Origin of the sequence: Spiroplasma endosymbiont of Eupeodes luniger (assembly GCF_964019525.1) — a bacterium.
In the GTDB taxonomy this organism is placed as follows: Bacteria; Bacillota_I; Bacilli_A; order Mycoplasmatales; family Nriv7; genus Nriv7.
The window spans coordinates 314,967-329,614 of the sequence record NZ_OZ026453.1; the positions used below are offsets into that span (position 1 = coordinate 314,967).

The following is a 14,648-nucleotide window of genomic DNA, read 5'->3' on the forward strand; positions in this document are numbered from 1 at the left end:
GATGGAAATTGGTAGTTTATTTAATGTACAGATAATGGATTTAAATTTGAAAGCAAAAACTAAAAAGCAAGCTATTAGTAAACTTTGTCATTTGGCATATAAACAAAAAGTTGTTAGTGATGCTGAAAAGTTTGAAAATGATATTTGAGTTCGTGAGCAACAAGGAACAACAGGAATTGGTGATGGGATTGCTATTCCTCATAATCGTAGCAAGTATGTTAAAAAAGCAACGATTATTTTTGCTAAAACTAGTAGTAAATTAGATTGAGACTCATTGGATAATAAACCAGTTAAATTAATTTTTATGATTGCGATGCCTTTACTTAGTGATGATACTCACTTAAAAGCCTTGGCAACTTTATCATCGTATTTAATTGATCCTAAAATTGTTAAAGAATTATTAAAAGTTAAAAATCCCGAAGCTGTTGTAAAAATTTTTAGTAAGCAACAAGAATCGAAAGATGATGGGTCTTTAGTTGATGATAGTGGTAAAGTTTTAGCGATAACTGCTTGTCCGACCGGGATTGCTCATACTTATATGGCACAAGAAAAATTAGAATATTTTGCAAAGCAATTAAATGTTAGTATTAAAGTTGAAACACAAGGGCGTAGTGGTCAAGAAAATGTTTTAGCTAAGGAAGATATTTCTAATGCTAAAGCTATTATTATTGCTGCTGATAAGAATATTGAAGGTGTTGAAAGATTTGCTGGTAAGAAAGTATTATATGCAGGAACTAAAGATGCAATTACCGCGGGTGATAAATTAATTCAAAAAGCATTAAGTGGTGAAGGTGAAATTGTTAAAGAACAATCAAAAAATGATGATTCTTTTTTAACAGATACTGTTCAAAGTTGAAAGTCTTTTCGTTCTGTTTATAAACATATTATGGCTGGGGTTTCACGAATGCTCCCTTTTATTGTGGCAGGAGGAATTATTCTGGGGATTGGATTTTTATTGGATTCTGGTATTGATGGTAACAATAATTTTGGTACTGTTCGTCTGCAATCGGGGTGATTTTCAGCTTTAGGAAAGTTATCACTTTCAATGATTGTACCTGTATTAGGTGGCTTTATTGCTTATTCACTTGTAGGTTGGCAAGGTTTGTTGCCTGGTTTTATTGCCGGATTAATTGCTGATGCTCCGGGACTGTTATATACTGTTGATATTAATGAGGGATGAAGTAATCTTTGAGGAATATTAATACCAGAAATTAAAATTGGTGATATAACATTGCAGTTTAATTCTGGATTTATTGGAGCCATAATTGGTGGTTATTTAGCGGGAGTAATTGTTTTTGCTTTAACACAATGAACAAGAAAAGTTCCCGCAACTTTTAGAGGTGTTAAAGATATTGTTTTTGTGCCTTTATTGAGTGTTTTATTTATTGGTTTAATAATGTTTGCGTTAAATATTCCTTTAGGGTTTTTAAATTTAGGTTTAAAAACGGGAATTAAAAAAATGTATGATTATAATTTACATATTCTTGTTGGTATTATTGTTGCGGCGATGATGGCTGTTGATATGGGGGGACCTATTAATAAAGCGGCTTATGTTTTAGGAACAAGTTTAATTGCTGATGGTGAGTCTGGACAAAAGGTAATGGCTAGTGTAATGGCAGGAGGAATGGTGCCACCATTAATTATTGCTTTAACAACATTAATTTTTAAATCACAATATACAATAGAAGAACGGAATGCGGGAATTTCTAACTGATTTATGGGATTATCTTTTATTACTGAGGGGGCTATTCCTTTTGCGGCAACTCGTCCCAAAAAAGTTATTCCTTCAATTGTAATTGGTTCTGCTATTACTGGGGCATTAGTGATGTTATTTAACATCTCATTGCCAGCACCGCATGGCGGAATATTTGTTTTTCCACTTTTAAGAAATCATTGAGTAACTGATTCTGGAATGCAAATTGGTTTAGGTATTATTTTATATGTTACAGCTTTAGTTGTTGGTATGGTTATTGGAGCATTATTGTTAGGATTGTTAAATTCTAAATATTTTATGGAAAAGATTTCTAATAAGAAGGTTAAAAAATAATTTTTAGATATAATAATGAGTAATATGTAAGCTATTAAAGTTAAAGGAAAGTGAATAAAATGAGTTCAGAAACTTTAATAAAGAAGGAAAGAAAATCTTGGCTTCATACTTTTATTAATCGTTGATTTATTCCGTTTGCTGAAAAAATGGGTAATCAAAATTATTTGTCAGTTATTGGTAATACTTTTACAATATTAATACCATTAATTATTACTGGTGCTTTTGTTTTGCTTGTTAATAATGCTGTTTTTGGCAATTAATAGTTCATTAGCATATTGAATTGTTGTTTGAACAGATGCTTATTCTGTAGTTCCTAGTAATCCTAACATTATTGAATTTGTTGGTATTGGCGAACAAATAATAACGAGTTTTAAGGTTGTTGGCGAAGTAATTTATAGTGCTACTTATTTAATTTTAGCGCCATATGTTTCATTTTTAATTGGTTATTTATTGGCAAAAAAGCGTAATCAAGAATTAGCAGTGATTACTGGTTTAGTGACATTAGGAGTTTTTCTTATTAGTGGGGGAATTACTGTTTATTGACAGAGTCCTGTTAAGATTGGCACAAAGTTTTTGGGTGTTGAAGGTTTATTTTCAGCAATTATTATTTCATTTTTAGGAGCAGAATTACTTTTATTTTTATCACGAAATAATCGGTTAGCAATTAAAATGCCAAAAGGAATGGTACCAATTGTTAGTCAGTCATTTGCTAAGTTATTGCCAATTGTTATTGTTATTTTTGCTATTGTTTCACAATTGTTTATTACTGCTCAGATTCAACAAGCAGTATTGAAAGAATTTAATCGCCTTTTTGATTTGGAAAGTGATGCTGATACGGTGAAAGCTATTGTTAAAGATACTGAAGGAAATATTTTTTATGCTGTTTTTGTTTTTCAAGCTGATGATAATTCTTGATTTTCAACAGTTATTCCTTTAACAAGAGACCAAATGGCTGTTTTTGAAAAGGTTGAATATTTATGGTTTACTGGTCAAGGATATGAAATGTGAGGTAATTATGAAGCTAAATTTGATAATTATGCTTTGTTTACACCTGATATTAATGCTTTAAATTTAGTTGCTATTTTTTATAAATTTTTTGCATATCCTTTTATGAATTTTTCTGCTAATCCGAATATTGGTTTAGGTTTAGCGATTGTTTATATATTTTTTGGACAGTTATTTTGATTTTTTGGTTTGTCAGGAACAAACATTATGAATGGTATTTTTGGACCAGTTTGAGGATATGCTATTGTACAAAATGCTTCTCAATCAAAGCTGGTTTGGTACCGCAATTTATATTTAATGAATCATTTTTCAATAGTTTTATTTTTATTGGGGGATGGGGGATGTCGTTATCTTTACTGTTGGTGTCATTATTAATTGGTCGTGATAAAAGAGCAAGAACAATATCTAAAATGGCATTAGTTCCAACAATATATAATATTAATCATCTGATAACATTTTCATATCCTTTAATATTAAATCCAATATTTTTTATTCCTGCGGTTATTGGTCCAGTATTATTAGTGATTTGAACTTGATTATGAATGATGTTAGGGTATGTTCCTTATGCTTCACTGCAAATGTCTTTTCTTGCTCCTGTGGGCGTTGGTGCCATTTTAGCAACATCAAGTTGGAAAGCAATTATTTTAGTATTTTCTAATTTAATATTAAGGATGGTAATTTATGTTCCCTTTATATTAATTGCTAATAGTATAGCTAAGAAAAATGGTAATGCTGTTAATTTAGGATATTTAGGTGTGATTCATTATTTTTTTACTGGCAAAAACTTTCAAGATTTACGATATCAAGAAATTAGGAATAAGCATCGCAGTGAATATCAAATTTTAAAGAAAAATGATGCTTCAATTGAGGAAAAGCAGAGATTACGCGAGAAACATATTCAAGAGTGAATCATTTATCGTAAATTCTTTAAAAAGGAACGCATTGAAATTAAAAAACGAAAACAACAAGAAAAATTACAGCAAAAAATTGAATTAAAGGCAGAGCGAACTAAAGTTTCTGCTAATAAAAACAAAGAGAAAAAAATTATTAAGAAAAATAATCAAGATTTGAAAAAAGCAAAAAAAGCTTCTAAAAAGGCTAAACTAAAATCTCAAAAAAGAATTAAAAGAAAGAAAAAATAAAAAACTTTATTTTTTATTGATAAAGTTTTTTATTGAAAATTGCGATTTTCTAGTGGCAACATATCCAAAAATAGATATGTTATAATCAAAGAGGAAAACAATTAAGAGAGGAATTATTTAAATGCGTAAACCAATTATTATCGGTAATTGAAAAATGTATAAAAATATTAATGAAACAAAAGATTTTATTTTGCAAGTTGAACAGAAAATGATAAATCAGAATATTGATGTTGGAATTGCTGTTAGTTTTCCTTTATTGGAAACATCTATTCGTGAGGCTAGTAAATTAATTATTAGTGCTCAAAATTGTCATTTTGAAAATGACGGTGCATTTACAGGAGAGGTTTCCCCATTATTGTTAAAAACTATGAATGTTTCTTATGTTGTATTAGGGCATTCTGAAAGAAGAACTCTTTTTAATGAAAGTAATAAGATTATTAATAAAAAGGTTTTAAAGGCTCTAGAAAATAACTTAAAAATTATTCTTTGTTGTGGTGAAACGGAAGAAGAATATATTAATAAGCAAACAGAAGTAGTTGTTTCTCAGCAATTAAAGATAGCATTAGAAAATGTTAGTGAGAAACAATTAGAACAAATTGTTATTGCTTATGAACCGGTTTGAGCTATTGGAACTGGAAAAACAGCAACAGTAGAAGTAGCACAACAAGTTTGTCAGTTTATTCGTAAATATATAATGGAAATATATAATGTTGCTTTAAGCAATAACATTAGAATTCAATATGGTGGTTCTGTTAAACCAGATAATATTAAAGCACTTTTAGAACAACCAGATATTGATGGAGCATTGGTTGGTGGTGCATCATTGCAAGTGGATTCATTCTTGCAATTAATTTCTTAATTAATTTCTAAGGAGTGATAAATATTATGAATATTAAAGTAATTGCAATTGATATTGATGGCACTTTATTAACTGATAAAGGAAAAATATTAGATGATACTAGGGAGACTATTATTCAAGTACAAGAGAAAGGCATTAAAGTTGTTTTGGCAACGGGAAGGGCCCCTAGTGCAGCACTTTTATATGCTCAGCAATTAAAGTTAGATGAGTATGCGCAACATATTATTTGTTTTAATGGTTGTGTTATTTATGATTTAAAAACTAAAAAGAATATTTGAAATGCTCATTTAAATGAAGAAGATACAAAATATATTTATGAAATTATTAAAAAATATGATTTGAATTTTTGAGGTTATGGTTTAAAAAATTCTGCCTATACAAGAAAAAAATCTGTTGCGGTTATGCGAGAAGCAAAAATAAATCCTAAATATAAGTTAAAGATTTTAAATGATTGGCAAGCATTGCCAGCTTGTTATACATTAACTATTAGTTTAGATGATTTAGAGGATAAGATTTGTGAAAATTTTAAAATTGAAATTGAAGCCAATAAACGAATTAGAATAACATCGTCATCGTTAGAAAAATATCAATATTTAGAGATTATGCCAGCAAATTTTGATAAATCTAAAGCTTTAAAGTTTCTTGTGAATAAATGACATCTTAAACTAAAAAATTGTATGGCAATTGGTGATTCTTTAAATGATTATGAAATGTTACAAAAATCTGGTTTAGGAATAATGATGAAAAATGGTTATTCAGATTTAATAAAAGTAGCAACAGATATGTGTGATAGTAATAATAAAGATGGTGTTGGTAAAGTGATACTTAAATATATTTTAAAATAATATTGATGAAAATAAGAGAAGGAAAGAGAATGATGAGAACTAAAAATCCAATATTATTAGCAATTTTAGATGGTTTTGGCATTGCTGCTGAACAAGCTTCTAATGCCGTTACGAAAGCTAAGATGGAACATTTTAAATATTTACAAAGTACTTATCCGTCATTAGCAATTCATGCTTCAGGAAAATGAGTTGGCTTACCAGATGGACAAATGGGAAACTCGGAAGTGGGTCATTTGCATATTGGTGCGGGAAGAATTTTATATCAATCATTATCGCTAATTAATAATGCTATTGGTGATAAATCTTTTTATGAAAATCCAGCCCTGTTAGCTGCTATTTATCAAGCTAAAAGTAATAATGCTCGATTGCATATTATTGGTTTATTATCTGATGGTGGCGTTCATTCACATATTAATCATTTATTAGCAATTTTGACAATGGCAAAAGAGCAACAGTTTAAAGATGTTTATGTGCATGCGATTTTAGATGGTCGTGATACTAAACAGGATGTTGCTAAAAAGTACTTAACAAAGTTAATATCTGTGATGAATGAATTACAAGTTGGATATTTATCTAGTATTTCGGGAAGATATTACGCAATGGATCGTGACCAACGATGGGAGCGAATGAAGTTAGCGTATGATGTCATTGTGCAACGCAATGGCGCTAGTTTTAGTAATCCTTTAACATATATTGATGATGAATATGCTTGTTCTCGTAATGATGAATTTATTATTCCAGCATATAATGAACAAGTTGCTGATGGTCATATTAAAGATAATGATAGTGTAATTTTTACTAATTTCCGTCCTGACCGTGCTATTCAATTAGCTGCGGCAATAACTAATCGTGAATATTTGTGAAATTCAGAAGTAGTTCGTAATAATTTATTGTTTGTAACAATGACAGAATATAGTGTTGATGTTAAAGCTAATCAAATTGCTTTTCAAAATCAAAATGTGAATAATGGTCTTGGTGAATGAATTAGTAAGCAAGGATTAGAACAATTACGAATTGCTGAAACCGAAAAATATGCTCATGTTACTTATTTTTTTGATGGTGGCAGAGATATTATGTTTTCTGGTGAAGACCGCATATTAGTTTCTTCACCACGAGTTGCCACTTATGATTTAAAACCAGAAATGGCTGCCAACGAAGTTACTAAGGAATTAATTAGTAAAATTAAAATGCAAAAATATGATTTGATTGTTCTTAATTTTGCTAATCCTGATATGGTAGGGCATACTGGTAATTTATTAGCTACTATTAAAGCATTACAAGTAGTTGATAAATGTTTAAAAGAAATATATGAACCATTAAAATCGTTAGGGGGCATTATGGTATTAACAGCTGATCATGGTAATGCTGAAATTATGATTGATGAGACGGGCGATATTAATAAGAAACATACTTCACAGTTAGTGCCATTAGTTATTACTAAATCAGATTTAAAATTGGTAACAAATACCGATATTAGTTTAGCAAATATTGCTCCAACAATTTGTGATTTATTAGGAATTAGCATTCCTGATGAAATGACAAGTAAATCAATTATTAAAAAATAACTTTATTTTAAAGGGAGGCAAATATATGCCAGAAGATAAAAAAGTTGATATTTTAAAGAATTTTTTTAGTATTTCAACTTGACAATCGTTAGTTATTATTTTAATTTTCCTTGTTTTAGTTGTAAGTTTAGGAATTTTAGTTAAGTTAACTAAAATGCGATTTAGTTTTCGAATTTTTACTGCTATTGGTGGTGGTGTTATCTTTGCAATTGGTATTCAAGCGATATTAGGTTTTCCTAATGATGATAGTCCTACTAGTATTTGAAAGGAATTCTTAGAGGATAAAAAAACAGAAAATTCTAATTACAATCTTTGATTGCATCAAGTTATTACTTGGATATCATTGTTAAAAACTATTTTTATTAATGGAATGTTGATGTTATCTGTTCCCGTTGTATTTTTAGCAATTGCTCGAGTGGTTGCTAAACCACATACTAGTGGTTTAGCAACAATGACAATTAAAGGCATTATTATTTTATTAATTAATGTTGCTGTTGCTTACACGGTGACATATTTAGTTGGTATGGCATTAGACATTGGTAGTGGTTTAAATTTACAACCAAAAACAATGAGTGATAAAACTACGGTTAAGGAATTACCAGAAGTAATTAGTAACTATATGCCAGCAAATTTTATTGGAGCTTTTGTTGGGGGAGCGATTATTCCGGTAATGGTTATTGCGGCGTTAGTTGGGTATGCGATTAAAAAGCAAAGCAAAAGGTATGAACGAGAAATGAATACTTCAAGAGATACTTTAGAGCGCTTTTGAAAAATTGTGATGTCAATGTTAATGACTTTTATGAAGTTTATGCCTTATGCCGTAATGTCAATGGTAATCATTGCTATTATTGGTGGTCCAATTGCTCACTTAGTAGATATTGGTAAAGTAATGGGAACAGCATATATTGGTTTATTTATTAGTTTAGTATGGCATACATTAACGATATTAATTTTTGGGATTAATCCATTACAGTGATGAAAATTTGCTTGAAAACCGGTTATTCAAGGATTTGCCACGCAATCATTTCAAGGAACAATTCCCATATCAATTGATGCCTTAAAAGATGATATGAAAATTAAAGAAGAAGCCGTAAACTTAGTATTACCATTATCCTCAACGATGGGATTAACTGGATGTGCTGGTGTTCAAGCTGGTGTCGTTTTAATGTTTGTTTATAATGGCGCTAGTAGTATTAATAGTCAATATTCAGTATGGATTTGATTTTTAATGGGATTAATTGTTACGGTTATTACTTCATTAGGAATTGCTGGTGTTCCTGGTACAGCACCATTAGTTACTGCTGGTGTTTTATCGGGGTTAGCATTTCCTACATATTATGGTACGGTATATACTTATTTTGGAGCACTAGATGGGATTCTTGATATGGGAAGAACGGCGGTTAATGTTGCTGGTGGTTTACAAGCAACAACAATTGTGGCCCGAATGCAAAATAAAATTACTGAACCGCAAATGATTCTTTTTAATTATCGGAAAAAAAATCGCCAAAAAAATAAAAATAAGATTCACTAAACGATATTTTTTTCACAAAACACACCCTTAGGTGTGTTTTTATTTACCATTTATATTAATTAGACTTCTTGCGATACCTTTTTTATTAAAATATTCTTATAAAATATAATTTATGAGGATATCAAAATATGAACAATAATAAATTTAATACTCTTAATGATAAAGAATGGTTAAGATTAACAGGAATAAAAAAATTCACTTTTAATAAAATGTTAGATATTTTACAAGTAGCTGAAATAGAAAAATTTAAAAAAGGTGGTAAAACTAATAAATTATCACTAGAAAATAGATTATTGATGACTTTATCATATTGACGAGAATATCAGACTTATTTTCATCTTGGTAAAAATTTCGGAATTAGTGAAGCTAATTGTTATCGCAATATCAAGTGAATTGAAGATATTTTAATTAAAAACTCTGATTTTCAACAACTTGCTGGTAAAAAAGCACTAATAAATGATTATTTTAATGATAAAACTATTATTATTGATGCTACCGAAACTCCAATCCAACGCCCAAAAAAAGACAAAAACAATCTTATTCTGGTAAAAAGAAAAAACACACCATTAAAACACAAGTAATTATCGAACAAGAAACCAGAAAAATTATTGCAACAAGTTTTTCACTTGGGAAAAAACATGATTATGCTTTATTTAAAGAATCAAAAATCCCAATTTTAAAAAATACCAAATTAATAGTTGATAGTGGTTATCAAGGAATACAAAAAATTCACAATAATGTTCTAATACCTACAAAGAAAACAAAGAAAAACCATTTAAATAAAGCACAAAAACAACATAATAGACTAGTTTCAAAAATGAGAATTATTATTGAAAATATTTTTGCTATTCTTAAAAAATTTAAAATTATGACAGAAAAATATCGTAATCGTAGAAAAAGATTTGGTTTAAGATTTAATTTAATTGCCTCAATTTATAATTTGCAATTATTAATTTAACATAAAAGATTTATTTAAAATTAAAGAATTTAAATAATAAATTCGTTTTTTGTTGTGGCAAAATATTAATTTTTTAGATAAAAGACATAATTAATTAAAATTATATTTTTCTATTACTGTCTTTTTACAAATATTTGTAATTTTTTTAATAGGTTATGCAAGAAGTCTAATGAATTTCAACATGTTTTAAAATATTATTTGCATAATATTGCTGGTGACTATATTAGTCATTCATCGCCTGATAATAAAGGTGATTATATAAAAACATTATATGAGAATACTACTAAAAGTTTGCAAGATACTCATAACATTATTGATACTAAAAAAATTGAGCAGGTTAGTTTATATTTGACTAAAACTCAAGAAGTTATTCTCATTGCGGGGCAAGCATCATATGTTCCTTGCCTTGATTTAGCAGAAAAATTAATTCGTTTAGGTTTTAATGTTAAGTTTAGTAATAATGCTTATATTCAAAATATTTATTGTAAACTATCAAGTAAAAATAGTCTTGTTATTGCTGTGAGTTATTCGGGAATTAATTTTGAGGTGTTGCGTAATTTAAAAATTGTTAAAGGTAATAATAGTCATATTGTAACTGTTACTAAACGAAATAAAAATGAAGTAAATAGTTATACTGATGTTGCGCTCCATGTTTTGTCCAATGAATCAATTGAGCGGTATGTATCGTTAACAAGTCATTTAACTTTAATATATTTATTTGATGCTATTTTTGTTACGGTTTTAGAAAAATATCATAATAAATATATTCATAATTTAAGAAAAACGAAGTTGGATTATGTGATTTAAAGTAATTTATTTTTTATAAATGCTTAATTTCTTCTTAGTAAGAATATAAAAACTAGACAATTATATTTTCTGTGTGTCTTTGTCTAGTTTTTGCTATAATATATAATATATATCTCATTTAGAGGAGGATAGTAATAGATGTCAAGAATTACAGATGTAAGAGCAATAGAAGTTTTAGATTCTCGTGGTAATCCCACAATTCAAGTGGAAGTATGAAGTGAATTTGGTTATGGTAAAGCCTTGGTTCCGTCAGGGGCATCCACAGGTGAATTAGAAGCTTTAGAATTAAGAGATAACAATGAAAAGCGATATATGGGTAAAGGTGTTTTAAAAGCTGTTGCTAATATTAAAAAAACAATTCGTGAAGAAGTAGTAGGAATGGATGTTACTAATCAACTTTTAGTTGATCAAGTGATGATTAAATTAGATGGTACAGATAATAAAGAAAAATTAGGGGCTAATGCGATTTTAGGAGTATCAATCGCAGTTATGCGTGCAGCTGCTGATGAAGTGGGTTTACCATTATATCAATATATTGGTGGTATTAATGCTAGAAAATTACCAGTACCAATGTTAAACATTATTAATGGTGGAGAACATGCAGACAACACAATTGATTTTCAAGAGTTTATGATTATGCCCGTTAGTGCTCCTAATTTTAAAGAAGCAATTAGAATGGCAGCAGAAGTATTTCATACTTTAAAGAAAATTTTACACGATGCTGGTGATACTACTTCTGTTGGTGATGAAGGTGGATTTGCTCCAAATTTAGATAATGAAGGTGCATTAGATGTTATTGTTAAAGCAATTGAAACAGCAGGATATAAAGCTGGTACGGATATTAAAATTGCAATGGATTGTGCTTCTAGTGAATTATATGATAAAGAACGAAAAATTTATGTCTTTAAAAAACTAAGCAAAAAAAGTGGCAAAGCTGTTGAAAAAACTACTGATGAAATGATTTCGTATTTAGAACAGTTAGTTAATAAATATCCGATTATTTCTATTGAAGATGGACTATCAGAACATGATTGAGATGGTTTTGTTAAATTAACAGAAAAATTAGGTAATAAAGTCCAAATTATGGGAGATGATATTTTTGTAACTAATCCTAAAATAACAAAAGAAGGTATTGAGAAGCAAGCTGCTAACTCAATTTTAATTAAAGTAAATCAAATTGGAACAATGAGTGAAACGATTGCAACGATTCAAATGGCGCAAAAAGCTAATTGAACAACAGTTGTATCACATCGTTCAGGTGAAACTGAGGATACAACTATTGCTGATTTAGCGGTTGCTTTAAACACTGGACAAATTAAAACTGGTTCGATGTCAAGAACCGATCGGATTGCCAAATATAATCGTCTCTTAACGATTGCAGAGGAATTAGGTGTTACTGGTGAATATGATGGAATGGAAACATTTTATAACTTAACAAAGAAAACTTAAAACCTTTAAATATCTCCCAGTTAATTGGGAGATATTTTTTATTTAAGAATATTAGACTTCTTGCGATACCTTTTTTATTAAAATATTCTTATAAAATATAATTTATGAGGATATCAAAATATGAACAATAATAAATTTAATACTCTTAATGATAAAGAATGGTTAAGATTAACAGGAATAAAAAAATCCACTTTTAATAAAATGTTAGATATTTTACAAGTAGCTGAAATAGAAAAATTTAAAAAAGGTGGTAAAACTAATAAATTATCACTAGAAAATAGATTATTGATGACTTTATCATATTGACGAGAATATCAGACTTATTTTCATCTTGGTAAAAATTTCGGAATTAGTGAAGCTAATTGTTATCGGAATATCAAGTGAATTGAAGATATTTTAATTAAAAACTCTGATTTTCAACAACTTGCTGGTAAAAAAGCACTAATAAATGATTATTTTAATGATAAAACTATTATTATTGATGCTACCGAAACTCCAATCCAACGCCCAAAAAAAGACAAAAACAATCTTATTCTGGTAAAAAGAAAAAACACACCATTAAAAAACAAGTAATTATCGAACAAGAAACCAGAAAAATTATTGCAACAATTTTTTCACTTGGGAAAAAACATGATTATGCTTTATTTAAAGAATCAAAAATCCCAATTTTAAAAAATCCCAAATTAATAGTTGATAGTGGTTATCAAGGAATACAAAAAATTCACAATAATGTTCTAATACCTACAAAGAAAACAAAGAAAAACCATTTAAATAAAGCACAAAAACAACATAATAGACTAGTTTCAAAAATGAGAATTATTATTGAAAATATTTTTGCTATTCTTAAAAAATTTAAAATTATGACAGAAAAATATCGTAATCGTAGAAAAAGATTTGGTTTAAGATTTAATTTAATTGCCTCAATTTATAATTTGCAATTATTAATTTAACATAAAAGATTTATTTAAAATTAAAGAATTTAAATAATAAATTCATTTTTTGTTGTGGCAAAATATTAATTTTTTAGATAAAAGACATAATTAATTAAAATTATATTTTTCTATTACTGTCTTTTTACAAATATTTGTAATTTTTTTAATAGGTTATGCAAGAATTCTATTATTTCTTTAATTAGAAACGATTTTCACTCTATTCTTGCTATTGTAGTAGTAAAGGAGGGTTTAATATAAAATTAAAATTTTATATAGAAATAACAAAAGTAATACTGAGCATAAGCTAGCAGTTTACTTTTTTTAGGAATAATTTGATTTTTAATTATAAAATCTAATGCTAAAACTTATCAAATTTATAAAAAACATATTAAGACAATTATTAAATATATCTTTTTAAAAAATAACAAATTAATAGTATAGTCCCCAACTAATTAATTATTAAGGAGACAAATAGGACTTTAATAAATTAGTATATTGTGGGGAAGATATTTTTGCTATAATTAAGATAATAAATATTTAGAAGGGATAAATTAAAAATGGCAAAATTGATGAATAAAGTTGCGATATTAACTTCTGGTGGCGATGCTCCAGGAATGAACAATACGGTGGCGCAAATAATTAAAAAAGCAATAGCAAATAATATCCTGCCTTACATTGTTAGGGATGGTTATGAAGGTTTAACACAAGGTTGAATTGAAGAAACTAATGAAGACTTTGCAAGAAAAATTGTTAATCGTGGGGGAACAGCAATTGGTACTTCGCGTTATCCTGAATTTGCAAAGGAAGAAGTAAGGCAACGAGCGATTAATAATTTAAAACAATTAGAAATTAATAATTTAATTGTTATTGGTGGTGATGGTAGTTATCAAGGTGCTAATAAATTAGTAGCAATGGGATTAAAATGTATTGGTTTACCAGGAACAATAGATAATGATGTTGTATCAAGTGATTTTACTATTGGTTTTGATACGGCATTAAATACCGTTATTGAAGCAATTGACCGTGTTCGCGATACTAATGAATCTCATAATCGTTGTGGAATTATTGAAGTTATGGGTCGTTATTGTGGAGATATTGCGATGCTGGCGGGAATTGGTAGTGGTGTGGAAATTATTAGTACATCAGAAAATAAATTGACAGAAGAAGAAATTATTCAGCAAACTAAAAAAAGTTATGAAAAAAAATATCGTTCGGTAATTATTCTTGTAACGGAAAAACTGTATGATGTTCATCAATTGGCGAAAGAAGTTGAAAAAGGTAGTGGTTATGTTACGCGAGCAACAGTTTTAGGGCATATTCAAAGAGGCGGTATGCCAACAGCAATGGATCGCTATTTAGCAACAATTTTAGGAACTGAAGCTATTAAGCAGTTAATTGCTGGCAATACAGGGATTTGTATTGGATTAAGTGGAAATGGTTTACAAAGTTATTCTTTTACTAAAGCATTAGCAATGAAACGAAAATAAGCTGGTCGTATTCATCATTAG

15 protein-coding genes are annotated in these 14,648 nt (G+C 28.6%); all 15 read left to right on the plus strand.

Annotation, left to right across the window (positions count from 1 at the left end):
- Window position 1: 1 nt before the first annotated feature.
- A complete protein-coding gene (locus AACK86_RS01900; protein WP_338982256.1) occupies window positions 2-2,047 on the plus strand; it encodes a fructose-specific PTS transporter subunit EIIC in 2,046 nt (681 codons plus the stop codon).
- Between the two features lie 59 nt (window positions 2,048-2,106).
- Complete coding sequence (locus tag AACK86_RS01905; protein WP_338982257.1) at window positions 2,107-2,307, plus strand: hypothetical protein; 201 nt, start codon at window positions 2,107-2,109, stop codon at window positions 2,305-2,307.
- Window positions 2,297-3,427, plus strand: a complete 1,131-nt coding sequence (locus AACK86_RS01910; RefSeq protein WP_338982258.1) for a PTS transporter subunit EIIC — start codon at window positions 2,297-2,299, stop codon at window positions 3,425-3,427. The genes AACK86_RS01905 and AACK86_RS01910 overlap by 11 nt, the downstream gene beginning before the upstream one ends.
- On the plus strand, window positions 3,328-4,194 hold the full coding sequence (locus AACK86_RS01915) for a PTS transporter subunit EIIC (protein WP_338982259.1): 867 nt from the start codon (window positions 3,328-3,330) through the stop codon (window positions 4,192-4,194). The genes AACK86_RS01910 and AACK86_RS01915 overlap by 100 nt, the downstream gene beginning before the upstream one ends.
- Before the next feature lie 121 nt (window positions 4,195-4,315).
- Window positions 4,316-5,053 (plus strand): triose-phosphate isomerase, encoded by a 738-nt coding sequence (gene tpiA / locus AACK86_RS01920; RefSeq protein ID WP_338982260.1) that lies wholly within the window; start codon window positions 4,316-4,318, stop codon window positions 5,051-5,053.
- Between the two features lie 26 nt (window positions 5,054-5,079).
- The gene (locus tag AACK86_RS01925) at window positions 5,080-5,898 is read left to right on the plus strand and encodes a Cof-type HAD-IIB family hydrolase (RefSeq protein ID WP_338982261.1); all 819 of its coding nucleotides are present in this window, start codon (window positions 5,080-5,082) and stop codon (window positions 5,896-5,898) included.
- 29 nt (window positions 5,899-5,927) lie between these two features.
- A complete protein-coding gene (gpmI, locus tag AACK86_RS01930; RefSeq protein WP_338982262.1) occupies window positions 5,928-7,463 on the plus strand; it encodes a 2,3-bisphosphoglycerate-independent phosphoglycerate mutase in 1,536 nt (511 codons plus the stop codon).
- A 25-nt stretch (window positions 7,464-7,488) separates the two neighbouring features.
- Entirely contained in the window at window positions 7,489-8,994 is a 1,506-nt protein-coding gene (locus AACK86_RS01935; RefSeq protein ID WP_338982263.1) for a dicarboxylate/amino acid:cation symporter, read from the plus strand.
- A 128-nt stretch (window positions 8,995-9,122) separates the two neighbouring features.
- Window positions 9,123-9,575 (plus strand): transposase family protein, encoded by a 453-nt coding sequence (locus tag AACK86_RS07010; RefSeq protein ID WP_422398274.1) that lies wholly within the window; start codon window positions 9,123-9,125, stop codon window positions 9,573-9,575.
- Entirely contained in the window at window positions 9,560-9,952 is a 393-nt protein-coding gene (locus tag AACK86_RS07015) for a transposase family protein (RefSeq protein WP_422398306.1), read from the plus strand. The genes AACK86_RS07010 and AACK86_RS07015 overlap by 16 nt, the downstream gene beginning before the upstream one ends.
- A 198-nt stretch (window positions 9,953-10,150) precedes the next feature.
- Window positions 10,151-10,759 carry a MurR/RpiR family transcriptional regulator gene (locus tag AACK86_RS01945; protein ID WP_338982265.1) on the plus strand — a complete coding sequence of 203 codons (609 nt, stop codon included), beginning with the start codon at window positions 10,151-10,153 and terminating at the stop codon, window positions 10,757-10,759.
- Window positions 10,760-10,897: 138 nt separating this feature from the next.
- Window positions 10,898-12,208: a phosphopyruvate hydratase gene (gene eno / locus AACK86_RS01950; protein ID WP_338982266.1), complete on the plus strand. Its 1,311-nt coding sequence runs from the start codon at window positions 10,898-10,900 to the stop codon at window positions 12,206-12,208.
- Between the two features lie 120 nt (window positions 12,209-12,328).
- Entirely contained in the window at window positions 12,329-12,781 is a 453-nt protein-coding gene (locus AACK86_RS07020; protein ID WP_422398275.1) for a transposase family protein, read from the plus strand.
- Window positions 12,766-13,158, plus strand: a complete 393-nt coding sequence (locus tag AACK86_RS07025) for a transposase (RefSeq protein ID WP_422398330.1) — start codon at window positions 12,766-12,768, stop codon at window positions 13,156-13,158. The genes AACK86_RS07020 and AACK86_RS07025 overlap by 16 nt, the downstream gene beginning before the upstream one ends.
- Before the next feature lie 539 nt (window positions 13,159-13,697).
- Window positions 13,698-14,627, plus strand: coding sequence for a 6-phosphofructokinase (gene pfkA, locus AACK86_RS01960; protein WP_338982268.1), 930 nt, complete (start codon window positions 13,698-13,700; stop codon window positions 14,625-14,627).
- The last annotated feature ends 21 nt before the right edge of the window (window positions 14,628-14,648 follow it).